Below are 24,616 nucleotides of genomic sequence, written 5' to 3' on the forward strand. Positions count from 1 at the left end.
TTGATCCACAGCCAACTAGCTTTATCCACAGGCAATTTGGCGATTCTGTGGACAAGTACCTGTAAAATCAATTGATTTGATCAACTTGCATGGATTTAGCGTGCGATGTGGCAAGTGTGTCCAATGTCCTTGTCTGTAGCTCACGTTCGGTGGCCGCAGTGATGAAGGCCGTGACGTGCTCTGTCCCAACAAGCCGTTGCACAGCCTGCATCGTGTCGGGCGGAAGCAGTACGGGGCGTGACTCTTCGGCCGAAAAATCCGCTCCGGGAGGGGTGCCGGTGCCGAGATGGTGCTGCAGATGACGGGTGGCGAACATCCTCATGGCCCGGGCGAGTTCCGCATCGACCGTCTGCTGGGCCAGCGGCCGGAGCCGGCGCACCAGCTCGGCCGCCTCGGACGCATCCGCGTCCGTCGGTGGTCGATGACCGAGGTAACGGGCGAACACATGCTCCGTGGTGAACTCCAGGAAACGGGAGGCGATGTGTTCCACCTGGACGCGAAGTTCCCTCAGGTGGCCGGAGATTGCGGTGAGCGGAACGCCTGCCGCATGCAACTCCACCGCGACCGACAGTTCTTGCGGGCTCGGTACGAGGAACTCGTCCTCCCTTCCGGGGATCGGTTCAAGCACTCCGAGCTCGACCGCCTCGGCGACCGCCTGATCGTCCTGTATGCCGCGGAACTTCCGGTGCAGCTCGTCCCGGGTGATCCGGTCGGCCAGCTCGTCGGTCCACGGACCGTGCACCTCGGCGACGAGCCCGAGCACCCCGCCGAGGCCGCGTCCCGCGTCCCACGCCTCCAGCAACTCCTTGATGCTGGCCAGCGTGTAGCCACGGTCCAGCAGATCGGCGATCTGCCGGAGCCGGGCGAGATGTGCCTCCCCATACACATTGGCCCGGCCGCGCCGCTCCGGGATGGGCAGCAGCCCCCGGTCCTGATAGGCCCGGATCGTGCGGACCGTGGCGCCGCTCGCGTGCGCCAGGTCCTCGATCCGGTACTCGGCGCGCGGCCGTCCCGTCCCGTCCGTTGCCCCCGGCCCGCTCACAGCGGCGGCTTCAGCCGGGCGATCCCGCGCAGCGAGCCGGGGCTGAACCGCGACAGGAACCTGGCGGCGCGGGCCTCCGGCGTCACCGGCACCACGGCACGGTTGTGCACCACGGCCTCGATGATCGCGTCGGCGACCTTCTCCGGCGGGTAGTTGCGAAGCCCGTACAGTCGGCCGGTCCGCTTCTGCAGCCGCTTCTCCTCGGCGGCGTCGACCCCGGCGAAATGCGCCGTCGCGGTGATGTTGGTGTTCACGATGCCGGGGCAGATCGCGCTGACCCCGATCGAGCGCTCGGCCAGTTCGGCCCGCAGGCACTCGCTGAGCATCAGCACGGCAGCCTTGGAAGTGCTGTACGCGGGCAGCACCCGGGACGGCTGATAGGCGGCAGCGGAGGCGGTGTTGACGATATGGCCCCCCTGACCGCGCTCGGCCATCTGCCGGCCGAAGATCCGGCAACCGTGGATGACACCCCACAGATTGACGTCGAGGACGTTCTTCCAGTCCTCGCTCGTGGTCTCCAGGAATGAGCCGGACAGCCCGATCCCGGCATTGTTGACCAGGACGTCGACGATGCCGTACTCGGCGGCGACCTTCTCGGCGAGCTTCTCCATCGCCTGTTCGTCACTGACGTCGACCGCCTCGCCCCAGGCCGCCGGGGAACCGATCAGCTGCGCCATCTCAGCCGTTCTGGCAGCCCCTTCCGCATCCCGGTCCACGGCCACCACCCGGGCGCCCGCCTCGGCGAAGGCGAACGCGGTGGCCCGCCCGATGCCGCCGGCCGCGCCCGTCACCAGCACCAGTTGACCGCCGAACCGGTCCGCATACGCCCCGGTCGGTGCGGTGGCCTGAAGCGGACGCCCGTCCTCCCGGGCCGACTCGTTGGCGGCGACGAACTCGGTGATCCAGGAAGCCAGCTGGTCCGGCCTGGTACGCGGCACCCAGTGCTTGGCCGGCAGGGAGCGTCGTACCAACTGCGGTGCCCAGAGCTCAAGTCGGTCGTAGAGCTTCTCCGAAAGGAAGATGTCACCGGTCGGTGTGATCAGCTGGACCGGCACATGCGCGTACGCGTCGACGCGCGGCCTGCCCAGCCGGGCACGGACGTTGTCGCGGTAGAGCCAGGCGCCGTGCGCCGCGTCGTTCGGCAGGGACGGCGTCGGATAGTCGCCCGCGGGCACGTTCTCCAGGCGCTGGAGCATCCGTGGCCACCGTCTGCCGAGCGGACCGCGCCAGGCGAGCTCCGGCAGCACCGGAGTATGCAGCATGTACACGTACCAGGATTTGGCTCCCTGGCCGAGCAGTTGGCCGACCCGGCGCGGGGTGGGCCGAGACATCCGCTGCTTGATCCAGTGTCCGAAATGGTCCAAAGAGGGTCCCGACATCGATGTGAAGGAGGCGATCCGGCCCTCGGTGCGCTTGACCGTCGCGAACTCCCACGACTGCACCGAACCCCAGTCGTGCCCGACCAGATGCACCGGCCGGTCCGGGCTCACCGCGTCGGCCACCGCCAGGAAGTCGTCGGTCAGTTTCTCCAGCGTGAACCCGCCGCGCAGCGGCGACGGCGCCGTCGACCTGCCGTGTCCACGCACGTCGTACAGCACGACATGCCACTGCTCGGCCAGCCGTCGCGCAACCTCCGTCCAGACCTCCTTGCTGTCCGGGTAGCCGTGCACGAGCACCAGCGTGGGACGCGTCCCGTCGCCCAGCTCGGCGACGCACAGCTCGATCCCGCCCGTACGCACCCGGCGTTCGCGGTAATCCGGCAGATCCTGCAGACTCACGCCGCCACCCTCTCCTCGGCCCAGCGCCGCACATGCGGCAGATCGTCGTCCAGCCAGAAGGCGCTCTGCTCGGGGTCCTTGGAGTCGGTGACGACCAGGATCTCCTCGAACTTCGCGCCCGTACCCCGGAATCCGAGATGGGGCTCCACCGCCCACAGCCCCGGCTGCGGCGGATGGTCGGAGAAGCGGTACGGACTCCACAGCGGTGACCAGCCGTCCCGGTGCCCGTGCAGCGCATCACCGACAAGACCCTTGAGCGACTGCGTGCCGAACCCGAAGACATGCGGGGACCAGCGGCGCTCGGCGACCCGGTCGATCTTGTGGGCGATGACTCCGAAGGGGTACGCGCGATGTCTGTTCGCATACCCCTGCCTGATCATCAGCCGTTCGACATCCTCGTAGATCTCGCGCAGCGAACGCCGCTCGCGCACCTCGCTCAGAATCAGAGCGCGGTGGGCCTCCAGATCGGCGAGGAGCCTGTCGTGCAGCGGGTTGAGCCCGAGACAGCCGGAGTATCCGATGTCCGCCGTGAAACCCTTGTGGACGGGGGCCATGTCGAGGATGAACGGCATCCCCGGCTCCAGCTTCCGGTTGGTCGGGAAGAACTGCAACGGCACCTTGAACCCGGTGAACGCCGTACGGTCCCCGAACCAGGCGAACGGGAGATGGAACCAGTCCCGCACCCCGCGCACCCGCAGCCACTCCCGCTGCATCCGGGCCGCCTCGCGCTCCGTCATGCCCGGTTCGAGCCGGGCGGCGACCGCCTCCGCGCACGCGTACGCGAGGCGCTGCACCTCTCTGAACCCCTGGAGCTCCGGGGCCGATTCGTCCTTCACCGGTGAGGCCATGCCACCGTCCGTCCCATGCCGTGTGCGGTACGTGCTCGTAACGTGACACTGATGAATGTGACAATGCCTGGCGGCTGCGTCAAGGGGTGTGTGCGGACCTGTGGACAACTCCGTGCAGGGCGACTGCGGCCCGCTCCCGGCCGCATCCACGGAACATGTGCAGCCCCGAGCTCCTCGGCGGGCCCGGGTCCTCCTCCATGGGGTCCCCCTACGGGTCCGTACGACTGGAGTCTGACGCGGATACAACCGCCTGGTCTGACGACCGGTGTGGCCCGGACCACTACCTTCGGAGACGTGACTGTGATCGCGACCGAAAGCCTGAGCAAGCGGTTCCCCCGGGTGACCGCTCTTGACCGGCTCACTCTGGACATCGGGCCCGGTGTGACCGGGCTGGTGGGTGCCAATGGAGCCGGCAAATCCACACTGATCAAGATCCTGCTGGGTCTGTCCCCCGCCACCGAAGGCCGGGCCGCAGTGCTCGGGCTGGACGTCGCCACCAAAGGCGCCGCCATCCGGGAGCGGGTCGGGTACATGCCCGAGCACGACTGCCTGCCGCCGGACGTCTCGGCCACCGAGTTCGTCGTCCACATGGCGCGGATGTCCGGACTGCCGCCGACGGCCGCGCGTGAGCGCACCGCCGACACCCTGCGCCACGTGGGGCTGTATGAGGAGCGCTACCGCCCCATCGGTGGCTACTCGACCGGCATGAAGCAGCGGGTCAAGCTGGCTCAGGCGCTGGTCCACGACCCGCAGCTGGTCCTTCTCGACGAGCCGACCAACGGTCTGGACCCGGTCGGACGCGACGAGATGCTCGGCCTGATCCGCCGCGTCCACACCGACTTCGGCATCTCGGTCCTGGTGACCTCGCACCTGCTGGGCGAACTGGAGCGCACCTGCGACCATGTCGTCGTCATCGACGGCGGTGCGCTGCTGCGTTCCAGCTCCACCAGCGACTTCACCCAGATCACCACGACCCTCGCGGTCGAGGTCACCGACAGCGACACCCACCCGGACGGCACGGACGCGCTGCGCCGGACGCTGACGGCAGCCGGCGTGAAGCTCGTGGGCCCCGACGGAATCGAAGGGGACGGCCTGCCCGGCGCCGGGCACATCCTGCTGATCGAGGCCACCGGCGAGGAGACGTACGACGTGGTCCGCGACAGTGTCGCCGGGCTCGGACTCGGTCTCGTACGGATGGAGCAGCGACGCCACCACATCGCCGAGGTCTTCCGTACCGAAGGCACCGCAGAAGCCACGGAAACAGCCCTGGCCGGCGCCGTACAGCAGAAGGGGAGCGGTCGCGATGAGCACTGAGACCGGGGCCGTGACCGGGAGCGAGACCACCCGGATCCACAACATCGGGTACCGCTCCTACGACGGCCCGCGCCTGGGCCGCGGCTATGCCCGCCGCTCGCTCTACTCGCAGTCGCTGCGGGGCTCCTTCGGACTGGGCCGTTCCGCCAAGTCCAAGGTGCTGCCGATGCTGCTCTTCGGTGTGATGTGCCTGGTCGCGCTGATCTTCGTGGCCGTCGCGATGTTCACGCCGGACGCGACGAAACTCCCGGTCAAGTACACCGCCTTCGCGATCTACATGCAGGCCGTCATCGGTCTCTTCCTCGCCGCGCAGGCACCGCAGTCCGTATCCCGGGACCTGCGCTTCAAGAGCGTCCCCCTGTACTTCTCGCGGCCCATCGAGCGGGCCGACTACGTCGCCGCCAAATACGCCGCCATGGCATCCGCCCTGTTCGTCCTCACCGCGACGCCGCTGCTGGTGATGTACGTGGGCGCCCTGCTGGCGAAGTTCGACTTCGCCGACCAGACCAAGTGGTTCGGACAGGGCCTGGTGTCGGTGGCGCTGCTCTCCGTGCTCTTCGCCGGAGTCGGCCTCGTCGTGGCCGCGCTGACACCGCGCCGCGGCTTCGGTGTCGCGGCCGTGATCGCCGGCCTCACCATCTCGTACGGCGCGGTCTCCACGGTGCAGGCCATCGCCTGGGAGACGGGCTCGGCGGGCGCCGTGCAGTGGCTGGGGCTCTTCTCGCCCATCACCCTGATCGGCGGCATCCAGACCGCGTTCCTCGGAGCCACCTCCGCCTTCCCCGGAGGGGAAGAACCCAGCGCCGGGGCAGGCGTGGTGTATCTGATCGCTGTTCTCGCGCTCGTCGCCGGCTCGTACGCCGTACTGATGCGCCGCTACCGGAGGGTCGGGCTGTGACCACCATCGAGATCGACCACACCTCGCGCTGGTTCGGCAATGTGGTCGCCGTCAACGACGTGAGCATGACCGTGGGTCCGGGCGTGACCGGACTGCTCGGCCCCAACGGCGCGGGCAAGTCCACGCTGATCAACATGATGGCCGGGTTCCTCGCTCCGTCGACGGGCACGGTCACGCTCGACGGCGCGCTGATCTGGCGCAACGAGGCGGTGTACCGGCAGATCGGCATCGTGCCGGAGCGGGAGGGGATGTACGACTTCCTCACCGGGCGTGAATTCGTCGTCGCCAATGCGGAACTGCACGGACTCGGTGATGCGGCGGCGCGCAAGGCGCTGGCCACGGTCGAGATGGAATACGCGCAGGACCGCAAGATCTCCACGTACAGCAAGGGCATGCGCCAGCGCGTGAAAATGGCGTCGGCGCTGGTCCACGAGCCGTCGGTGCTCCTCCTCGACGAGCCGTTCAACGGGATGGACCCGCGCCAGCGGATGCAGCTGATGGAACTGCTGCGGCGGATGGGCGCCGAGGGCCGTACGGTGCTGTTCTCCTCCCACATCCTCGAAGAGGTCGAGCAACTCGCCTCGCACATCGAGGTGATCGTGGCCGGCCGGCATGCCGCGTCCGGTGACTTCCGGAAGATCCGCCGGCTGATGACGGACCGCCCGCACCGCTATCTCGTACGGTCCAGCGACGACCGCGCACTCGCTGCCGCGCTCATCGCCGACCCGTCGACCGCCGGGATCGAAGTGGACCTTGGCGAAAAGGCCCTGCGGATCCAGGCGGTCGACTTCGGACGATTCACCACGCTGCTGCCGCAGGTTGCGCGCGAACACGGCATCCGTCTGCTGACCGTCTCGCCGTCCGACGAGTCCCTCGAATCGGTCTTTTCCTATCTCGTAGCGGCCTGAGTAGCGGCCTGAAAGGAGCTGTGAAGCGTCATGTACAACCCCACAGTCGCCCGGCTCACCTACCGGGCCCTGCTCGGCCGGCGACGGGCCGCGATCCTCTTCGTCCTGCCCGCGCTGCTGATCTTCATCGCTGCGGCGGTGCGGATGCTCGCCGGGGCGGATGACCAGGTCGCCGCCAACGTGCTGGGCGGTTTCGCGCTTGCCACGATGGTGCCGCTGATCGGCGTGATCGCCGGTACCGGGGCCATCGGACCCGAGATCGACGACGGATCGATCGTCTATCTGCTCGCCAAGCCGGTGAAACGGCCGACGATCATCTTCACCAAGCTCATCGTGGCGATCGCCGTGACCATGGTCTTCTCCGCCCTGCCGACATTCGTCGCGGGCCTGATCCTCAATGGCAACGGCCAGCAGATCGCGGTGGCGTACACGATCGCGACGCTGGTCGCCTCGATCGCGTACAGCGCGCTGTTCCTGCTGCTCGGCACGGTCAGCCGGCACGCAGTGGTCCTCGGTCTGGTCTACGCACTGGTGTGGGAGGCGCTCTTCGGCAGCCTGGTGCCGGGGGCACGGACGCTCAGTGTGCAGCAGTGGTCGCTCGCGCTTGCCGAGAAGGTCGGCGGGGAAGGCGTGATCACCTCCGACGTCGGACTGCCGCTCGCGACGATCCTGCTGGCAGGTGTCACGGTGGTCGCCACCTGGTACGCGGGCCAGAAACTGCGCACGCTGAAGCTCGCCGGCGAGGAGTGAGCGGAAGGTCTCTGACGTCCTGTCGTGTCAACCCCTGCCCATTGGGCGGGGGTTGACGCATGAGCGGACAGTCGTACGCGTAACTGTACGTTTATCGGCTCGTTGTTCAGGGTGCGTGGAGGTAACTGGGATCCGTGGCGTCGTAGCGTTCGTGAAATTGGGGATTGCCGACTCCGGCGAGGCAGCGCCGGCCGGGTCGGTCATTGGGTGAGTGGCAGCCGTGAGCGACCTCCGCCCCTGAAGCCCGGGGAGAGGGCCGCCCATCGTCGTCTTCGCGAACGCAAGGCATGCCCATGCCCACGGAAGTCGCCCTGCTCGAATCGCGCGCACTGCGCGTCGAGCAGATGGGGCGCGTCGATGTCCTCGACAAGGTGAAGAGCCTTGTCATGCTCCCGGACGGAATTCACGTCCGCACAGAGGATGTGGCTCGCTACTTGAAGTATCCACAGCTTCGGTCAGAAGGCTGACCGATCGGCACCACAAGGAGTTCGCCGAGAACGGCATGCGCGTGCTGCGCGGCGCTGAGCTGCGGTCTTTCCATGGCGACATCGAGTTGCTATGGAACGGCGAGGCGGCGGAAAGTTATCCACAGGCCGCTACTCAGCTGAGACTGTTCACCAGCAGGACCGTGCTCAATGTCGCGATGCTTCTTCGCGACAGCGACATCGCCCGATGCGTCCGCACCTATCTGCTCGACGCGGAGGAGGATCTGCGGGCGGGGTACTCCTCGCTCAATCGGCGTGCCACCCGGGTCGAGAGCTGCCTGGCCGGAGTCGGCGTCGCGCTCCAGGAACTCGGGCCGGTGCTCCGCCGGATGTCGCACCGGCTCGACAGTCTCGACCGGAGGCTCGAGGTCACGAACCAGGTGGTCGGAGCCATGAGTGTCCGACTCGGAGACATCTCCGAGGACATCGTCCGTATCGATGCCCGGATGGACGACTTCGTCCTGCAGCTCAAGGATCTGCGCCGTCGTCGTGAGCGCCGCTGATTCCTGACACGCTCGCGGTCCGCTCCGGCCCGGTCCGTACCGGCCGGTCGCGGGCCGCGAGCAACCCCGTCGGCCGGGGCCGTGCCCGCCGCCCGAATAATGGGTGGCGGACAAGGGCCGCCCCGGGCACAGTGGTTGAGGAAGTGCACGCCACAGGACCGGGAGAGGAGCGCGGCGATGACCGAGAGTCCGAGTCCGTCGAGTTCCCAGCAGGGCGGCCCGGAGCAGGCGCCGGAGTAACCATCACCTCACTCCGCCGAGCCGCTCAGGGTGAGCCCGGGGCGGCCCCTCTGCGCGCATCGCGCGCGGCCGCCCTCCCGGAGGATTGGCCGAGTGGTAAGGCAGCGGCTTGCTAAGCCGTCGTCGGGGCGCTGAGCCCTGCGCGCGTTCGATCCGCGCATCCTCCGCACAGTTTCGGCGTCGGCGCACTCCGCATCCGCGCGACCGGCGGCGCAGCCCGCCTGGTGCTGTGACCGGAAAGGTTCACCGGCTCGCGGCGTTCGGCACGGCACCTCGCCGCGTTGTCGCATCACCTGAGTACATCCAGTACGCGGGCGATGCTCCGCCTTGCGATGCACCGCACCGGACGCCGCGAGCTTCCCGGCAAACCTTTCCGGTCACAGCACTAGTAGGACTCCGTTAGGTCTCTCTGGCTCTTGGGTTCCTTCTGGTGACGGATGTTCTGGGCAGGGGGCGGTGGCAGGTGGTGCAGGTGCCGGTCCAGCAGTTCAGCAGGTCCTGGATGGCGTCGAGGGTCTGGTAGAGGGTGAGTCCGCTGTATCGGCTTTTGGGGCCAGGCGCTGTTCGGTGAGGAACGCGTGGGCAGCGGTGACCAGGGTGACGTGGTGATGCCACCCTGCCCAGGAACGTCCCTCGAAGTGGTCCAGGCCCAGGCCGTGCTTGAGTTCCCGGTAGTCGTGTTCGATGCGCCAGCGGATCTTCGCCAGGCGGACCAGTTCGGCCGTCGGGGTGTCCTGGGGCAGGTTGGACAACCAGTAGTCGGTGGGTGCTTCGGCGTCCTCGGGCCATTCGACCAGCAGCGTGACCTCGGGCAGGACACCGTCCCAGCTGCCGTGCCGCTCGGTGGCGGCGCTCTGAGCCAGGCGGCGGGCCTTGACTCCGGCGGGCCGCACCCGCAGCGCCAGGAAGTGCGAGCGCATCGGTCCGCGGGAGCCTTCCCGCCAGGTCACCTCGGTGAAGGCCTGCCGCCCATGGCCGGTCGCCAGCACGGCCACCGGGGACGGCTTGTCCCGGTAGCGGGGTTGAGGCTTGCGGCCGTTGCCCGACCATGACGGCGTGACCGGTTTGGCCTCGTGCGGGTGGACGGTCACATCCGAACGGACCGCCACGACATATCCGATGCCCCGGCCGTCCAGGCCGTCGCGGAAGTCGGCGTTCTGCCCGTATCCGGCGTCGGCCACCACCACCGGCGGCACCAGACCCCACCCGGCCAGCTCGTCGAAGGTGTCCAGGGCCAGGCGCCACTTCTCCCGGTGCCCGACCTCCTGCGGTATCCCGGTCTTCTGCCGCCGTCCGGCGTCGTGCGCCCACTGCTCGGGCACGAACAACCGCCACTGCAGCGGACAGGACGCAGTGTCGGAGACCGCGTGCACGCTCACCGCGACCTGGCAGTTGGCCTGCTTGCCCAGCGCCCCGCAGTACTGGTGCGCGACCGCCACCGACATCCGGCCGTCCTTGGGGAACGACACATCATCGACCGCCCAGGCATCCGGGCCGATCAGCGGCACCATCCGCTCCGCAATCCGCCGCCGCACCGGCACCGGATCCCAGGTGGACTGGTTCACGAACTGCTGCAGGTTCTGCTCGTTGCCGTCCGGCAACCGCTCCGCCATCGGCTGGATCGACTTACGCCGCCCGTCCAGCATCAGCCCCCGCAGATAGCAGTCACCCTTCGCCCGCTGATCCTTCCGCGGCACCGACGCGAACACGTCAGCCACGAATAACGCCAACTTCGCCCGAGCACGGTTCACTTCGTATGCGTCCACACCCCCAACATGCCCCCAAACAGGACCGCGAGACAGACCTAACGGAGCCCTACTAGAGCAGCTGTTCCAGCACCAGCGCGATGCCGTCGTCCTCGTTCGACGCGGTGATCTCGTGCGCCACGGCCTTCAGGTCGTCGTGCGCGTTGGCCATCGCCACGCTGTGCTGCGCCCAGGCGAACATCGGGATGTCGTTAGGCATGTCACCGAAGGCGAGTGTGTCCGCCGCCTTCACGCCCAGCCGGCGCGCGGCCAGCGAGAGCCCGGTCGCCTTGCTCAGCCCCAGCGGCAGGATCTCCACCACGCCGGGACCCGCCATGACCACGTCCACCAGATTGCCGACGACTCCGCGCGCGGCCTTCGCCAGTGCGTCGTCGTCGAGTGCCGGGTGCTGGATGTAGACCTTGTTCAGCGGCGCGGACCACATCTCGGTCGCGTCGTCCACGAAGACGGCCGGAAGCGGCCCTTCCTGTACCCGGTAGCCGGGACCGACCAGCACCTCGCCGTCGAGTCCGTCGCGGCTCGCGGCCAGCGCCAGCGGGCCGACCTCCGCCTCGATCTTGGACAGCGCGAGACCGGCGAGCTGCCGGTCCAGCGTCAGCGAGGTCAGCAGCTTGTGCTCGCCCGCGTGGTAGACCTGCGCGCCCTGGCCGCAGACCGCGATGCCGTCGTAGCCCAGGTCGTCCAGGATGTGCCGGGTCCACGGAACGGCCCGACCGGTGACGATGATGTGCGCGGCACCGGCCGCGGCGGCGGCGGCCAGTGCCTCGCGGGTGCGCTCGGAGACCGTGTCGTCGTTACGCAGCAGCGTTCCGTCGAGGTCGGTCGCGACGAGCTTGTAGGGGAACGTCACTTGACGACCGGCTCCAGAACCTCACGACCGCCCAGATACGGACGGAGTACCTCGGGCACACGTACGGAACCGTCGGCCAGCTGGTGGTTCTCCAGGATCGCCACGATGGTGCGCGGTACGGCGCAGAGCGTGCCGTTCAGCGTGGCGAGCGGCTGGACCTTCTTGCCGTCGCGCATCCGGACGGAGAGGCGGCGCGCCTGGAACCCGTCGCAGTTGGACGCGGACGTCAGCTCGCGGTACTTGCCCTGGGTCGGGATCCACGCCTCGCAGTCGAACTTCCGGGAGGCCGAGGAACCCAGGTCGCCAGTGGCCACATCGATCACCTGGAACGGAAGCTCGAGACCGGTGAGCCACTGCTTCTCCCAGTCCAGGAGCCGCCGGTGCTCCGCCTCGGCGTCCGCCGGGTCGACGTACGAGAACATCTCGACCTTGTCGAACTGGTGGACACGGAAGATGCCCCGGGTGTCCTTGCCGTACGTGCCGGCCTCGCGGCGGAAGCACGGCGAGAAGCCGGCGTACCGCAGCGGCAGCTTGTCGGCGTCGATGATCTCGTCCATGTGGTACGCGGCGAGCGGGACTTCGGAGGTGCCGACGAGGTAGTAGTCGTCCTTCTCCAGGTGGTACACGTTCTCCGCGGCCTGGCCGAGGAAGCCGGTGCCCTCCATGGCGCGCGGGCGGACCAGCGCCGGCGTCAGCATCGGGATGAATCCGGCCTCGGTGGCCTGCGCGATCGCCGCGTTGACGAGGGCGAGCTCGAGCAGTGCGCCGACACCCGTCAGGTAGTAGAAGCGCGAGCCGGACACCTTGGCGCCGCGCTCCACGTCGATGGCGCCGAGCGCCTCGCCGAGCTCCAGGTGGTCCTTGGGCTCGAAGCCCTCGGCGCCGAAGTCGCGGATGGTGCCGTGCGTCTCGAGAACGACGAAGTCCTCCTCGCCGCCGACCGGCACGTCCTCATGGACGATGTTGCCGAGCTTCAGCAGCAGGTTCTTGGCCTCCGCGTCGGCCTCGTCCTGCGCCGCATCCGCAGCCCTGACGTCGGCCTTCAGCTGCTCGGCCTTCTTGAGCAGCTCGGTGCGCTCCTCGGGCGAAGCCTTGGGAATGAGCTTACCGAGCGATTTCTGCTCGGAACGGAGTTCGTCGAAGCGGACACCGGACGACCTGCGCCGTTCGTCGGCGGAGAGAAGAGCGTCGACGAGCGCGACGTCCTCTCCACGGGCGCGCTGGGAGGCGCGAACACGGTCGGGGTCCTCACGGAGCAGGCGAAGGTCAATCACCCCTCCAGGCTACCGGTGTGCGCTTCCATAGCTCGAACCGATATCGCCAAGCGTGTCACTTTGTCCGAATTGCCACCATTGGTAATGGTGGGGGTGCGTGTCGACCGCAGTTGATCTCGTCCGTCAGTAAAGAGTCCCTATTCCCCTAAATGGGGCAGAAGGGGTCTCTGTTCTTGACGCATCGGCCTTGTGAGGGGCGGGAGTTGGAGGTCGCTTGTCCACAGGTTCGAGGGTGCATCCAGGGTTATCCACAGGCTGTGAGGAAGATCTGTGGACATCGGAAGAGATCATTCCGAAAGCCGCGCGAAGGGTCATGGATTCCCCGTTCAAACGCACTTCACACACTCATTCGGGTGGGAATTCCTCGCCCTCAAGAGTTGATCAAAGGAATTAAGGTGACACGGCCCGACCTGGGGCTCTGTGGAGGGATCTGGGCGACTGGAGCGATTTGTCGACCATGTCGCATTGAGGTGTCGACTTGTCCCCAGGTCGAGAACCAGCCCTGTGGATAACTCTGTGGGTTATGAAAAACGGCAGATAACACCAGCGATGCGCGCGCACTGCCGCCGCACATGCAGCAGCCCCTGCCGGTGGGCCCGGCAACCGTCAGCGGCCGGGCCCACCTGCTCCACGAGACCGCAGGCCCAGCCGCCCTACGAGACCGTCAGGCCCGGCCGTCCTGGTTCCGGGCCAGCCAGTCCGAGGCATCGGTGAAGTCCGTGTCCGACGTCCCCGGACGCAGCGGTCGTACGTCCTCCGGTGCCACCCCGGCCCGCGGATACGAACCGAGGAACCGCACCTTGGGGCTGATCCGCTTCAGCCCCATCAGCGCCTCGCCGACCCGGCGGTCGGCGATGTGCCCCTCGGCGTCCACCGCGAAGCAGTAGTTCCCGATGCCCGCACCCGTCGGCCGGGACTGGATCAGCATCAGGTTCACCCCGCGCACCATGAACTCCTGGAGGAGTTCGAGCAGGGCACCGGGGTGGTCGTCGCCCAGCCAGATGACCACCGACGTCTTGTCCGCGCCGGTCGGCGCCGCCGGCCGGGCCGGGCGGCCCACCAGGACGAAGCGCGTCTGTGCGTTCTCCGCGTCGTGGATCTCCGTCACCAGCGGTTCGAGACCGTATGTCGCCGCCGCGAACTCACCGGCGAAGGCGGCGTCGTACCGCCCCTCCTGCACCAGCCGCGCACCGTCCGCGTTGGATGCGGCCGACTCCCACAGGGCTTCCGGCAGATGGGCCGCCATCCAGTTGCGCACCTGTGGCTGCGCGGCCGGGTGCGCGGTGACCGTCTTGATGTCGGACAGCTTGGTGCCGGGCCGCACGAGCAGCGCGAAGGTGATGGAGAGCAGCACCTCGCGGTAGATCATCAGCGGTTCGCCGGTGGTCAGCTCGTCGAGGGTCGCGGTGATGCCGCCCTCGACGGAGTTCTCGATCGGTACGAGGGCTGCCGCGGCGGCTCCGCTGCGTACCGCGTCCAGAGCCGCCGGTACGGAGACCATCGGGACGAGTTCCCGAGTGGCGGCTTCCGGGAGCGTACGGAGGGCGACCTCGGTGAAGGTGCCTTCGGGGCCGAGATAGGCGTAGCGCGTGGCGGACATACCGTCACCCTAATGCGCTGCGGTGGCTCAGGACTCCAGCAGCCGCTGCCCCACGTACTCCCCGGCCGCGGCGCCGCCCGGCACCGCGAACAGTCCGCTCGCCTCGTGCCGGATGAACGGCGACAGCGCGTCCCCCCGGTCGAGTTTGCGCTGTACGGGCACGAACCCCTTGAGCGGATCCGCCTGCCAGCAGACGAACAGCAGCCCGGCGTCCGGAGTGCCGTCCGCCGCGATGCCGTCGTGGTACGAGAAGGGGCGCCTCAGCATTGCCGCGCCGCTGTTCCGCTCGGGGGAGGAGATCCGGGCATGGGCGTTGTCCGGGATCAGCAGCTTGCCGTCGGGGCCCGCCTTGTCGAGGTCCATCTCGGTGGTCTCGGTACCCCCGCTCAGCGGCGCACCGTCCGTCTTGCGCCGCCCTATGACCCGCTCCTGCCCGTCCACCGGGAGCTTCTCCCAGTCGTCGAGCAGCATCCTGATCCGTCGTACGACCGCGTACGAGCCGCCGGCCAGCCAGGCGTACTCCGCGTTGTCGCCCTGGCCCGTGTGCGGCGGCACGAAGATGCGGCGGTCGAAGTCGCTCTCCGAAGGCTTCGGGTTGCCGGTGCCGTCGATCTGGCCCATCAGATTGCGGGCGGTCATGGGTGCGGCCGTGGCGCCCGGGGTGCGGTTGAAGCCGTTCATCTGCCACCGCACACGTGCCGTGGTGGCGGCCTCCTTCTGGATGGCACGCAGTGCGTGGAAGGCGACGAGTGCGTCGTCGGCACCTACCTGTACCCAGAGGTCGCCGTCGGACCGTTTGGCGTCGAGCCGGTCGGAGGAGAACGGTGGCAGTGGGTCCAGCCCGGGCGGCCGATGGTCCACCAGGCCTGTGCGTTCGAAGAAGGTGTATCCGAAACCGAAGGTGACGGTCAGCGAGGAGGGACCCGCGTCCAGCGCGATCCCGGTGTCGTGCGTCGTGCCGTCCTCGCTGCCGCCGGTGGGTTCTCCGGCCATCAGCCGCTCGGCCGCGGCGGACCAGCGGCGCATCAGGGCGGCGGCTTCCTTCCGTCCTGCGCCGGGTGCCAGATCGAAGGCGACGAGATGGCCGCGTGCCTGAAGCGGGGTGGTGATCCCCGGTTGGTGTTTCCCGTGAAACATTGCCCGGGTCGAGCCGACCGTGGTCAGGGCCGTCTGCTCATCGGGGCGGGTCGCGACGTATCCGGTCGCGCCGCCCGCCGCGCCCAGCACCAGTCCGGTCGCACCGGCCGCGCCCACGCTGCCGAGCAGCCGCCGTCGGGAGATGTCGCCCGTGGCTGCCTGCGGTCCGGTGTCTGTGCCGACCTTGCTGTTCTTGCTGTTCGCGCCGCGCTTGCTGTTCGCGCCGCTCATGCTGGTTCCGCTCACGATCCCGCTCAGCCGATCTTCACGTTCTTGCCGATGGTGGTCTGATCGATGTCCGATGTGCGCACGGTCACCGCGATCTTCCAGTTGCCTGCCATGGGGATCTGGACGCCACTGGCGGTCCAGTGCCCCTCGGTGAGGCGGTCGGGGACGACGGGCAGCGGACCGATGTCCTTGGACGTGAGGGTGAAGGCGAGCTTCACCTCGGGAACGTCCAGGGGGCGGCCGTCGGGGCCCTCGATCCAGATGTGCAGCCCGTTGGCACCGGTCCGGCCGGGGTCGATGTCCAGCCGGACCGTTCCCTTGCCGTTTTGGCCACCGGTGTCGAACGGCAGGTCCACTGCAAGGGGGACCGCGGCCGCGGGCGCGGCTGCGGCCGTCGAGGTGCGGGCCGCTTCCTCCTCGGTGCGTCCCGGCTCGGTCGACGTCAGCACGGTGGTCACCGCCAACAGCGCCACCGCGACCCCGACTTCGGCCAGTACCGAGCGGCGGAGCCCGGACCGGTCGGGGTCGGCATCACGGATCCGCTTCTTCGTGGCGGTTGCCACGGCTGCCTTCTGCCGGGCGAGCTGGGCGGTGCGTGCGGGGTCCTCGGGCACCGTCGCCGACTCGGTCTCCGCAGCAGTTTCGGCGTCGTCCTCGCCGTCGTCCGGGCACGCGTCCTGTGCCTGCGCCGTGCCCGCAGTCAGCCGTGCCGTCCACCGTCGCGAGATCCATGCGACCCCGACCAGTACGGCGACGAGCCCCACCTTGACGAGCAGCAGCTGCCCGTACGCGGTACCGGTCAGCGCCGACCAGGAGCCGACCTGGCGCCAGGACTGGTAGAGCCCGGTCGCGGTGAGCACGAGCACGCTGCCGAACGCGATACGGGAGAAGCGCCGTACCGCGGTGACTCCGATGTCCGGCGTCCGGTACAGCGCGACCAGCAGTGCCGCGAGGCCGCCCAGCCAGGTGGCGACGGCCAGCAGGTGAAGTACGTCGACCGGCATGGCGATGCCCGGCTGGATCCCGGTGGAGGCATGTTCGGCGAGCGCCCATGTACCGGCGATCCCGGCGGCGACGACCGTGCCGCCGATGGCCAGCCCGAAGGTGAGGTCCTTCTTCTCCCGCGCGTCCTCGCGCTTCGCGTACGCCCCGAACAGCACGGCGATGAAGAGTGCGGCGGCGCCGAGCAGCAGCAGCCGGGCCACCAGGGCGGCCCCCGGTTTGGTGTCGAGCACGGCCTTCAGGCCGTCCAGGTCGAAGGCGTCCGCGAGCTTCCCGGAGCCGGTGTACGGGTTCCGCAGCGCGAGCATGGCCAGAGTGGCCGCGGTGAGCGTCATCCAGCCGCGTACGACCAGGCGCTGCAGCGGCAGGGCGCCCGCCCCGCGCTGCCAGCAGGCGAGGACGAAGGCCGCGCCACCGGCCAGCAGGATGAATCCGGCGTACGCGGCGTAGCGCGCGATGCCGTAGAGCGTGCCGACCAGGCCGCCGCCGGCCTGGTCCGTCGGCAGGGCGACGGTGGTCGCGGAGGGAGCGCCGATGGAGAAGGTGAAGGCGCCGGAGACCGGGTGGCTGTCCGCGGAGACGGCCTGCCAGGCCACGGTGTACGTGCCGTCGGGCAGCCCGGCATGCAGCGGGACGCCGTATTTCACGGTGGAGCCGCTCTGCAGATCGCGTGGTTCCGCACCGGTGTCGGCGCGTTTTCCGCTGGGGTCCAGCACCCGGATGGAGCCGTCGCCCATGGCGACCTGCTCGGAGAAGGTGAGTGTGACCTGCGTGGGTGCGGTGGCGACCACCGCCCCGTCCTGCGGATCGCTCCCGGTGAGCGCGGCATGCGCGGTTGCGGGTGCCGCGCTCACCAGCAGCAGGCCGAACACCGTGCCGAGGAGTGCGGCAAGGAGTGCGGCGGCGGCGCGTGGCCGGCGCAGCGGTGACACGGTCGGGGGCGGGCCGAAGTGCGGGGCGGTGGCCGTCATGGAGTGTCAGTCCCTCACTGCTTCTTCGGGTTGTGGGTGGTCTCCTTCACGGGGAGATCCACCTTGATGGGGTCGGCCTTCTCGAAGTGCAGCTCCACGGACACCTTCTCGCCCTGCCTGGGCTGCTGTTTGAGTTTCATGAACATGATGTGGTTGCCGCCGCGTTCCAGATCCAGTTCGCCACCCGCGGGCACCTCGAAGGAGGACACCATGCGCATGGTCTGGTTCGTCGTCCTGTGGATCGTGACGTCGTCCGAGAGGGGGCTGGTGACCGAGGTGAGCCGGTCGGAGCCGCTGCCGCTGTTGTGCACGATGAGGAAGCCGGCTGCCATGTCGTTGATGGGCTGCGGCATGAACGCGCCGGTGACCTTCAGTTCGGGTGCGCCGCCGGAGGACGAGCACCCCGCCAGCGTCAGCCCGGTGGTGAGGGCGAGCACGCCGGCGAGGACGGTGCGGCGGGTCACGGGTTCTCCCCCTTGATGATCTTGGGGAGGTCCTTGGTGTAGTCGTCGGGCGTGGTGTCCTCGCTGTACAGCACGTACCCCTTGTCGGTCTTCGGGGAGAACGCGATGACCTGCGACCCGTGCATCGAGACGATCGTTCCGTCCTTCTCCTTCTTCGGCGGGTCTATGCCGATGCCGATCTGCCGTGCGCCCGCCTGGATGGTCGGGAAGGCGCCGGTGAGACCGATGAAGGAGGCGTCCTGGGCCCTGAGCCAGCTCCCCAGCGAGGATGGGGTGTCCCGCTCGGGGTCGGTGGTCACGAAGACGACCTGGAGCTTGTCCTGGTCGGCCTTGGGCAGGGACTTCTTGGCGATGGCGATGTTGCTCATGATGAGCGGGCAGACGTCGGGGCAGTGGGTGTAGCCGAAGTAGATGAGCGTCGGCTTGCCCCGGGTCTGCTCACGGAGGTCGTACGTCTTGCCGTGGGTGTCGGTCAGGACGAGGTCGGGCTTGGTGAACGGCTGGTCGAGCACCGTTGCGGCCCCTGTCTGCGCCGGGGCGGAGACGTCCGCGAGGGGCTTGCCGGCGTCGTCGCTGCTGCCGCAGGCCGACAGGGTGAGCGCGGCCGCGGCGACGAACGCCGCGGCCAGCACAGTCTTCTTACGCATGGATTGCTGATTCCTGGTGGGTCGGTGTTTCGGTGGGGCCGGAGGGTCAGGCGGTGCGCCGGCGGCCGGCGAGGACGCCGAAGGCCACTCCGGCGGCGCCGATGAGGATGCCGACGATGCCGAGGACCCGGGCTGTGGTGTCGCTGGAGGAGGACGACGCGGACGACGCCTCCGTGTGCTCGTCCTTCGCCTGGTCGGCGCCGGCCGCACCGCTCTTGTCGGCGGCGCCGTGCTCGTCAGCGGTCGCGGCGGTCAGTTTGAGGACCGGAGCGGGGCTCTCGGGCTCCTCCGCGCCGTCCTTCTGCTCCTCGATCCAGCGGACGACTTCCTTGTTGTCGTACGTCTGGATGGTCTTGAAGACCAGCTGGTCGGTGTCCTCGGGGAGCTGGCCGACGGAGAGCGGGAACTGCTGGAACTCGCCCGGAAGGATGCCGAGGTCGCTCTTGCTGCCGTCGGCGGTCCAGGTGACCTTGGAGACCGCCTCGTTGATCTTGCTGCCGTGGACCTCGAGGGGCTTGGCGAGCTTGCTCTTGGTGACGTCGATCTTCCAGCCGGGCACCGGCTGCGGCATGACGGAGGACAGTGGGTGGTCGGTCGGGAAGTTGACCTCGAGCTTGGTCGTCGAGGCGTTGTCGCGCTCGTTGGGGACCTTGAAGTTGATGGTGGCGTAGCCGCCCTTGGCGGCCTCGCCCTGCGGCTGCACGCTGACATGTGCGGAGGCGGTGCCGGCGAGGATCAGCACGGTGGACGCGGCGACGCCGCCGGCGAGGGCGATGCGGGAAACGTTCATGTCAGGAATCACTCCACAGAAGCACGAAGGAAAGGTGGTCCGGCGCGCCGGTGCGCGACGGCATCGCGACACCTCTTGCTCATGTGCGCAGTGCGTGTACCGAGCCGCGCGGCCACCGCACGGCGAAGGCCGGGCGGTGACTGCGTCGAGCCGTGCGTACGACGGGCGGAGGGTGTCGCGTCAGGCTGCGAGGGTGAATACGGACGGAGGCCCGCGCCTGATCACCAGGTGCTGCAGTGGATCGCCGGTGGCGGGAGCCGGGGCGTCGGCCGCGGTACGGGGTGTGCGCGGCCCGGTCGCCGGTTCGTCCGGGAGGCCGGCGCGCAGTGCCCGTACGAGTGCGAGCGCGGCCCGCAGCGCACGCAACCGGGCCCCGGCCACGAGCTGCCTGGCGCCGTACGCCGACAGCCGGACCAGCCGGAACAGTGCGATTTCGCCACGCCGCAGCAGCCAGCCGGTGGCCAGTGCGGCCAGCAGGTGGCCGAGCAGCATGGGCAGGCTGGGCAGCAGTCCGGCGAGCGCGGCCGGGTCGGGCGCGGTGGTGACCACGGTCCCGGTCATGGCGGCCATGTGCTGATGGCCCTGGTCCATCACGGTCGCCGGGTCGATGCCCGCGTCGGTGACGATGCGGCGGGCGTCGACGGCGTTCAGCTGTGCCGGTCCTGCGCCGCACACGAGGCTCGCCGCGAACCGGATCAGCGAGCCGTCGCCGCCCGGCACCGCGTCCTTCGCCGCACTGGAGGCGCTGTGCGTGCCCAGTCCGAACAGGGTGTGCAGGACGATCTGCCCGCCGGCCAGGGCGGCGGCGATGGACGGCATGGAGCGTTCGCGTCCGGCGAGCGGCACCACCACGGCGAAGACTCCGAGGAAGCCCGCGAGCAATGTCCACCAGGGGACGATGTCGCAGGACGCCAGTGTGTGCCCTGCCGCGGACAGCGCGACACAGGCCGCGGTGAACACCGCGGCCCTCAGGAGCCGCAGACCGGCTCCGGCGCGTGCGACAGGCATAGACATGGCCGGGCCATCATCGCACTGTGCCCCCGGCCTCCGGAGGGCAGGTCCGGAAGGTCGCCTTCCGCCCGATTGGATGCGAGGCGCGTGTGCTGGACGGGTCCGGCATACACGGGTGTACGGAGTGCGGATATCCGCCGAATGAGCGGTCTCACATCGGAACTGTGCTTACGGACCGCCGTCTGCGGCAATACGTATCGGTATGTCGAGCCGCAGCCAGGAGGCTGGAGCATGAGCATCTGGTGGTCACTCCATTTGCGGCGCGAAGCTGCGAGCGTTCCGCTCGCGCGTCGTTTCCTGCTCGGCACCATGGAGACCGCGGGCGTGGATCCGGACATCTCCTTCGACCTGTCGCTCGCCCTCAGCGAGGCGTGTGCGAACGCTGTCGAGCACGGTGGGGAGCGCAGGGGCGCCGACGACCTCGTTGCCGCGGGGGACTGCGATCCGTGGGATACGTGGGACTCCTGGGACGATCAGTCGGTTATGGCCTCGGGGCAGTACTGGGTCACCGCCTATCTGGACGGTGAGAAATGCCGTATCGAAGTCGCCGATCTGGGACCCGGGTTCCCTGCCCGGAATGTGCTTCGCACCGCCGAACACCCGCAGCCGCATCAGCCGCAGCCACAGACCCGTCAACAGCAGCCGTACCCCTCGCAGCAGCTCCCTCCGCTCAGCGCCGAGGACGGCCGGGGACTCTGCCTGATCGAGCAGCTCGCCGACCATGTCCACTTCGGCAACCGTCCGGGCCGGGGCGCGGTGGTGAGCTTCGACAAGGTCCTGAAATGGCGGAAGGGCGCCCTGCTCATGGTGTCCTGAGCGGGGCGCCCTCCGATGTGCCGCAACCGGCCGGCGATGATCAGCCCTTGAGCTGAGCCATCCATGCCTCGACCTCGTCGGCCTGGCGCGGCAGCTTGTCCGAGAGGTTCCGGTTGCCGTCCTCGGTCACGAGGATGTCGTCCTCGATCCGGACGCCGATGCCGCGGTACTCCTCCGGCACGGTCAGGTCGTCGGCCTGGAAGTACAGACCGGGCTCGACGGTGAGGCAGACGCCGGGCTCCAGCGTCCCGTTGACGTACGTCTCGGTCCGCGCGGCGGCGCAGTCGTGGACGTCCATGCCGAGCATGTGGCCGGTGCCGTGCAGGGTCCAGCGGCGCTGCAGACCCAGCTCCAGGACCTTGTCCACGGAGAGGTCGCCCAGCAGACCCCACTCGACGAGCTTCTCGGCGAGCACGCGCTGCGCGGCGTCGTGGAAGTCGCGGTAGTCCGCGCCGGGCTTGACGGCTGCGATGCCCGCCTCCTGGGCCTCGTACACCGCGTCGTAGATCTTCCGCTGCAGCGGCGTGAACGTGCCGTTGATGGGAAGGGTCCGTGTCACGTCGGCCGTGTAGAGGTCATTGGTCTCCACGCCGGCGTCGAGGAGCAGCAGCTCGCCGGAGCGCACGGGGCCGTCGTTGCGCACCCAGTGCAGGGTGGTGGCGTGCGGGCCCGCGGCGCAGATCGAGCCGTAGCCGATGTCGTTGCCCTCGACGCGGGCGCGCAGGAAGAACGTGCCTTCGATGTAACGCTCGCTCGTCGCCTCGGCCTTGTCGAGGACCTTCACGACGTCCTCGAAGCCGCGCGCCGTGGCGTCGCAGGCCTTCTCCAGCTCGGCGATCTCGAAGGCGTCCTTGACGAGTCGCGCCTCGGAGAGGAAGACCCGCAGCTCTTCGTCGCGCTCCGCGGTGACCTTGTCCTTCAGCGCGGACTCGATGCCGGCGTCGTGTCCCCGGACGTTGCGGACCGGGCCGGTGGCCTCGGTCAGCGCGGCCGGGAGCTTCCGCACGTCCTTCGCCGGGATGCCCAGCAGCTGCTCGGCCTCGGCCAGGGAGTGACGGCGGCCGACCCACAGCTCGCCCTGGCCGTCGAGCCAGAACTCGCCGTTCTCGCGGTCGGAGCGGGGCAGCAGGTAGATGGTCGCCTCGTGTCCGTCGTCCGTCGGCTCCAGGACGAGCACACCGTCCTGGGTCTGGTCGCCGGTGAGGTACGCGTACTCGGTGGACGCGCGGAAGGCGTACTCGGTGTCATTGGAGCGGGTCTTCAGATTGCCCGCGGGAACGACCAGACGCTCGCCGGGGAAGCGTGCGGAGAGTGCGGCGCGGCGGGCGGCGGTGTGCCCGGCCTGGGCGATCGGCTCGAGGCCGTGCAGCTCGGTGTCGGCCCAGCCCGACTTCATGCTGGCGGCGAGCTCGTCGGAGACGCCCGGGTACAGGCCGTTCTTCCGCTGCTTGACCGTCTCTGCTTCTTCGGTCTCCGGGTTCTCCGGGGTGAGCTCCTCAGACACGACTTGTCTCTCCTTGCTACGACACTGGACCCCTGCCATCGTACGGGCGTACGGAAGGGGGCCCAGGGCCGGAAGGCCTCTTACAGAGACCGGCCGTATGTCCCCCAGGAGAATTGCGGCGCCCGGCAGCCCATCAGTCCGGCATCCCGGCGGACGGCGCGGCTCAGCCGAAGCGCGCGGCCAGGAGGACGACGTCCTCGGTGCTGTCGACCTGGTCGAGCCCGTCGGGCAGGACGGTCCGCAGCACATGGTCGGCCACCGATCCGGCGTCGTGGCGCAGCGCCTTCGGCACGCTCGCGGCCGCCGAGTGGAGCCGGGCGAATGCCCGGTCCGTCGAGTCGCCGGTACGGCGCAGCAGACCGTCGGTGTAAAGCAGCACGGTCTCGCCGGACGCCGGAGCCATCTCCACGCTCGGCGCCTCCCAACAGGCCAGCATGCCCAGCGGAGCGGACAGGGTGGTCTCGACGAACTCGGTGCGCCGGTCGCCGATAATCAGCGGTGGGGTGTGTCCGGCACCGGCCAGCACGACCTTGCGTGCGGCGGGCTCGCAGTAGGCGAAGAGCGCGGTCGCGGACCGTGCGGGTTCGGTCAGCCGCAGCAGCAGTTCCAGGTCGGAGAGCACGGCGACCGGATCCTCGCCCTCCATCACCGCGTACGCCCGCAGGCCGGCCCGCAGCCGCCCCATGGCGGCCAGAGCGCTCGGGCCGGAGCCGCCCACCGAGCCGACGGCGAGACCGAGCGCACCTTCCGGCAGCGCCAGCGCGTCGTACCAGTCACCGCCGCCGCACGGTGCCACGCGGTGCCGGGCGGCCAGCTGCACGCCGGGGACCCGGGGCAGCCGGCCGGGCCGCAGCTCCTCGGTGAGGGCGGCGGCCTCGGCCTTGGCCCGGTGCAGCTCCAGCAGCCGGGCCAGGTGCTCGCTCGCGTGACCGGAGTAGAGGCCGACGAGGTGGCGCTGGCGTTCGAGGGGTTCGGCGGGCTCGTCGTAGAGCCAGACGGCCGCGCCCAGCCGGCCGGTCGCGTCGGTGGCGAGGGGCAGGGCGTAGCTGGCGGCGTATCCGAGCCGGGCGGCGACTTCGCGGTGGCGGGGGTCCAGGCTTGCGTCACCCAGCAGATCGGGGCTGGTCAGAGGTCCTTTGGCGTCCGGGAGGCCGTCCAGGATCCGGCCGTACGAGGTTGCGCAGCGGGGCACCGTCTCGATGTGGCCGAGGTCGGCATGGGCGAGTCCGAGGCCGATGGTGGCGACCGGGCCTCGGTGGTCGGAGGGTTCGAAGACGATCAGTCCGCGGCGGGCACCGACGAGGGCGGCGCCGGCGCCGAGTACCTCGTGCAGCGCGTCGTCGAGGGTGCTGGTTCCGGCCAGGCGCTCGGTGAGCTCGTGCAGCGTGGTGAGGTCGGAGACCCAGCCGGCCAGACGGTCCTGGAGGAAGGCTCCTGGCGCGGCGGGTACACCGGCCAGAGGGCCTGGAGTGTGCGCTGAAACAGGAACTGTGGGATCGATTCCAGCCACTTTCGGCAGGTGAGGGGCGCTCATGGCAACCGGCTTTCCGACCAGTGCGTTTCGTCGAATAGCATCGCAAACCCCCATGTCATTCTGCGCCGCTATCAGTGCATCCACATGTACACGCACAAGTAAGCAGATGTCCAGCATTGTCCCTGCGGGATTTGTGGTGTCCGTGTGACTACTAAGTTGGCCAAAAAATGCACCCCATGAACGTTATTTGCGGTCGACTGGGTCTTGTTCGACAGGGGTTCCCCCGGGGTGAAGTCCCGGGCGGAGCGTCATTCCG

The 24,616-nt window shown here is 69.0% G+C and carries 20 protein-coding genes, 1 tRNA gene and 1 pseudogene; 7 read left to right on the top strand and 15 right to left on the bottom strand.

Translation table 11 applies throughout. The annotated features are described in order from the left end of the window. Positions 1–67 precede the first annotated feature (67 nt). Genes OG878_RS20490 through OG878_RS20500 form a run of 3 tightly spaced genes read right to left on the bottom strand, consistent with a single transcriptional unit; the run spans position 68 to position 3,668 of the window. Positions 68–1,042, bottom strand: coding sequence for a MerR family transcriptional regulator (locus OG878_RS20490; RefSeq protein WP_328888131.1), 975 nt, complete (start codon positions 1,040–1,042; stop codon positions 68–70). Further along, positions 1,039–2,820 (bottom strand): SDR family oxidoreductase, encoded by a 1,782-nt coding sequence (locus OG878_RS20495; protein ID WP_328888132.1) that lies wholly within the window; start codon positions 2,818–2,820, stop codon positions 1,039–1,041. Before OG878_RS20495 ends, OG878_RS20490 begins: the two co-directional genes overlap by 4 nt. Continuing rightward, positions 2,817–3,668: a M24 family metallopeptidase gene (locus tag OG878_RS20500; RefSeq protein ID WP_328888133.1), complete on the bottom strand. Its 852-nt coding sequence runs from the start codon at positions 3,666–3,668 to the stop codon at positions 2,817–2,819. The genes OG878_RS20495 and OG878_RS20500 overlap by 4 nt, the downstream gene beginning before the upstream one ends. A 300-nt stretch (positions 3,669–3,968) precedes the next feature. Between OG878_RS20500 and OG878_RS20505 the strand changes: the two genes are divergently transcribed. The 6 genes and pseudogenes from OG878_RS20505 (at position 3,969) to OG878_RS20530 (ending at position 8,933) form a co-directional block, all read left to right on the top strand. Beyond that, complete coding sequence (locus tag OG878_RS20505) at positions 3,969–4,982, top strand: ABC transporter ATP-binding protein (RefSeq protein ID WP_328891312.1); 1,014 nt, start codon at positions 3,969–3,971, stop codon at positions 4,980–4,982. After that, positions 4,972–5,880 carry an ABC transporter permease gene (locus OG878_RS20510; RefSeq protein ID WP_328888134.1) on the top strand — a complete coding sequence of 303 codons (909 nt, stop codon included), beginning with the start codon at positions 4,972–4,974 and terminating at the stop codon, positions 5,878–5,880. Before OG878_RS20505 ends, OG878_RS20510 begins: the two co-directional genes overlap by 11 nt. Beyond that, complete coding sequence (locus OG878_RS20515; RefSeq protein ID WP_328888135.1) at positions 5,877–6,788, top strand: ABC transporter ATP-binding protein; 912 nt, start codon at positions 5,877–5,879, stop codon at positions 6,786–6,788. Before OG878_RS20510 ends, OG878_RS20515 begins: the two co-directional genes overlap by 4 nt. A gap of 30 nt (positions 6,789–6,818) precedes the next feature. Further along, positions 6,819–7,538: an ABC transporter permease gene (locus tag OG878_RS20520; RefSeq protein ID WP_328888136.1), complete on the top strand. Its 720-nt coding sequence runs from the start codon at positions 6,819–6,821 to the stop codon at positions 7,536–7,538. 293 nt (positions 7,539–7,831) lie between these two features. After that, positions 7,832–8,526 (top strand): annotated as a pseudogene (locus OG878_RS20525) (hypothetical protein). Positions 8,527–8,845: 319 nt separating this feature from the next. Then, positions 8,846–8,933 (top strand) — tRNA-Ser (locus OG878_RS20530). A 321-nt stretch (positions 8,934–9,254) separates the two neighbouring features. Here OG878_RS20530 and OG878_RS20535 read toward each other — a convergent pair. The 10 genes from OG878_RS20535 to OG878_RS20580 form a co-directional block, all read right to left on the bottom strand. After that, entirely contained in the window at positions 9,255–10,532 is a 1,278-nt protein-coding gene (locus OG878_RS20535) for an IS701 family transposase (protein WP_328888137.1), read from the bottom strand. Between the two features lie 52 nt (positions 10,533–10,584). Further along, positions 10,585–11,382 carry an HAD family hydrolase gene (locus OG878_RS20540; RefSeq protein ID WP_328888138.1) on the bottom strand — a complete coding sequence of 266 codons (798 nt, stop codon included), beginning with the start codon at positions 11,380–11,382 and terminating at the stop codon, positions 10,585–10,587. Next, a complete protein-coding gene (gene serS / locus OG878_RS20545) occupies positions 11,379–12,656 on the bottom strand; it encodes a serine--tRNA ligase (RefSeq protein WP_328888139.1) in 1,278 nt (425 codons plus the stop codon). Before serS ends, OG878_RS20540 begins: the two co-directional genes overlap by 4 nt. Before the next feature lie 664 nt (positions 12,657–13,320). Then, positions 13,321–14,256 (bottom strand): prephenate dehydratase, encoded by a 936-nt coding sequence (gene pheA, locus OG878_RS20550; RefSeq protein ID WP_328888140.1) that lies wholly within the window; start codon positions 14,254–14,256, stop codon positions 13,321–13,323. Positions 14,257–14,283: 27 nt separating this feature from the next. Beyond that, complete coding sequence (gene efeB / locus OG878_RS20555) at positions 14,284–15,624, bottom strand: iron uptake transporter deferrochelatase/peroxidase subunit (RefSeq protein ID WP_328888141.1); 1,341 nt, start codon at positions 15,622–15,624, stop codon at positions 14,284–14,286. 23 nt (positions 15,625–15,647) lie between these two features. Continuing rightward, complete coding sequence (locus tag OG878_RS20560) at positions 15,648–17,594, bottom strand: copper resistance CopC/CopD family protein (protein ID WP_328888142.1); 1,947 nt, start codon at positions 17,592–17,594, stop codon at positions 15,648–15,650. A gap of 14 nt (positions 17,595–17,608) precedes the next feature. Beyond that, on the bottom strand, positions 17,609–18,058 hold the full coding sequence (locus OG878_RS20565; RefSeq protein ID WP_328888143.1) for a copper chaperone PCu(A)C: 450 nt from the start codon (positions 18,056–18,058) through the stop codon (positions 17,609–17,611). Then, positions 18,055–18,705, bottom strand: coding sequence for an SCO family protein (locus OG878_RS20570; RefSeq protein ID WP_328888144.1), 651 nt, complete (start codon positions 18,703–18,705; stop codon positions 18,055–18,057). The genes OG878_RS20565 and OG878_RS20570 overlap by 4 nt, the downstream gene beginning before the upstream one ends. 46 nt (positions 18,706–18,751) lie before the next feature. Further along, positions 18,752–19,495, bottom strand: coding sequence for a YcnI family copper-binding membrane protein (locus OG878_RS20575; protein ID WP_328888145.1), 744 nt, complete (start codon positions 19,493–19,495; stop codon positions 18,752–18,754). 180 nt (positions 19,496–19,675) lie between these two features. Beyond that, on the bottom strand, positions 19,676–20,509 hold the full coding sequence (locus OG878_RS20580; protein WP_328888146.1) for a hypothetical protein: 834 nt from the start codon (positions 20,507–20,509) through the stop codon (positions 19,676–19,678). A gap of 228 nt (positions 20,510–20,737) precedes the next feature. Between OG878_RS20580 and OG878_RS20585 the strand changes: the two genes are divergently transcribed. Continuing rightward, positions 20,738–21,322, top strand: coding sequence for an ATP-binding protein (locus OG878_RS20585; protein ID WP_328888147.1), 585 nt, complete (start codon positions 20,738–20,740; stop codon positions 21,320–21,322). A gap of 40 nt (positions 21,323–21,362) precedes the next feature. Here OG878_RS20585 and OG878_RS20590 read toward each other — a convergent pair whose 3' ends face one another. Together OG878_RS20590 and OG878_RS20595 are read right to left on the bottom strand one after the other, a co-directional pair. Further along, complete coding sequence (locus OG878_RS20590; protein WP_328888148.1) at positions 21,363–22,826, bottom strand: aminopeptidase P family protein; 1,464 nt, start codon at positions 22,824–22,826, stop codon at positions 21,363–21,365. 163 nt (positions 22,827–22,989) lie between these two features. Next, the gene (locus OG878_RS20595; protein WP_328888149.1) at positions 22,990–24,477 is read right to left on the bottom strand and encodes a PP2C family protein-serine/threonine phosphatase; all 1,488 of its coding nucleotides are present in this window, start codon (positions 24,475–24,477) and stop codon (positions 22,990–22,992) included. Positions 24,478–24,616 lie beyond the last annotated feature (139 nt).

Origin of the sequence: Streptomyces sp. NBC_00316, assembly GCF_036158715.1 — a bacterium.
In the GTDB taxonomy this organism is placed as follows: domain Bacteria; phylum Actinomycetota; class Actinomycetes; order Streptomycetales; family Streptomycetaceae; genus Streptomyces.

What these genes read in the sequence shown, in the direction of transcription:
- efeB (WP_328888141.1), bottom strand. Translation starts at nt 15,624, where the DNA reads ATGAGCGGCGCGAACAGCAAGCGCGGCGCGAACAGCAAGAACAGCAAG.
- OG878_RS20500 (WP_328888133.1), bottom strand. Translation starts at nt 3,668, where the DNA reads ATGGCCTCACCGGTGAAGGACGAATCGGCCCCGGAGCTCCAGGGGTTC.
- OG878_RS20595 (WP_328888149.1), bottom strand. Translation starts at nt 24,477, where the DNA reads ATGCTGGACATCTGCTTACTTGTGCGTGTACATGTGGATGCACTGATA.
- OG878_RS20570 (WP_328888144.1), bottom strand. Translation starts at nt 18,705, where the DNA reads ATGCGTAAGAAGACTGTGCTGGCCGCGGCGTTCGTCGCCGCGGCCGCG.
- OG878_RS20575 (WP_328888145.1), bottom strand. Translation starts at nt 19,495, where the DNA reads ATGAACGTTTCCCGCATCGCCCTCGCCGGCGGCGTCGCCGCGTCCACC.
- pheA (WP_328888140.1), bottom strand. Translation starts at nt 14,256, where the DNA reads ATGTCCGCCACGCGCTACGCCTATCTCGGCCCCGAAGGCACCTTCACC.
- OG878_RS20585 (WP_328888147.1), top strand. Translation starts at nt 20,738, where the DNA reads ATGAGCATCTGGTGGTCACTCCATTTGCGGCGCGAAGCTGCGAGCGTT.
- OG878_RS20520 (WP_328888136.1), top strand. Translation starts at nt 6,819, where the DNA reads ATGTACAACCCCACAGTCGCCCGGCTCACCTACCGGGCCCTGCTCGGC.
- OG878_RS20580 (WP_328888146.1), bottom strand. Translation starts at nt 20,509, where the DNA reads ATGTCTATGCCTGTCGCACGCGCCGGAGCCGGTCTGCGGCTCCTGAGG.
- OG878_RS20560 (WP_328888142.1), bottom strand. Translation starts at nt 17,594, where the DNA reads ATGACGGCCACCGCCCCGCACTTCGGCCCGCCCCCGACCGTGTCACCG.
- OG878_RS20510 (WP_328888134.1), top strand. Translation starts at nt 4,972, where the DNA reads ATGAGCACTGAGACCGGGGCCGTGACCGGGAGCGAGACCACCCGGATC.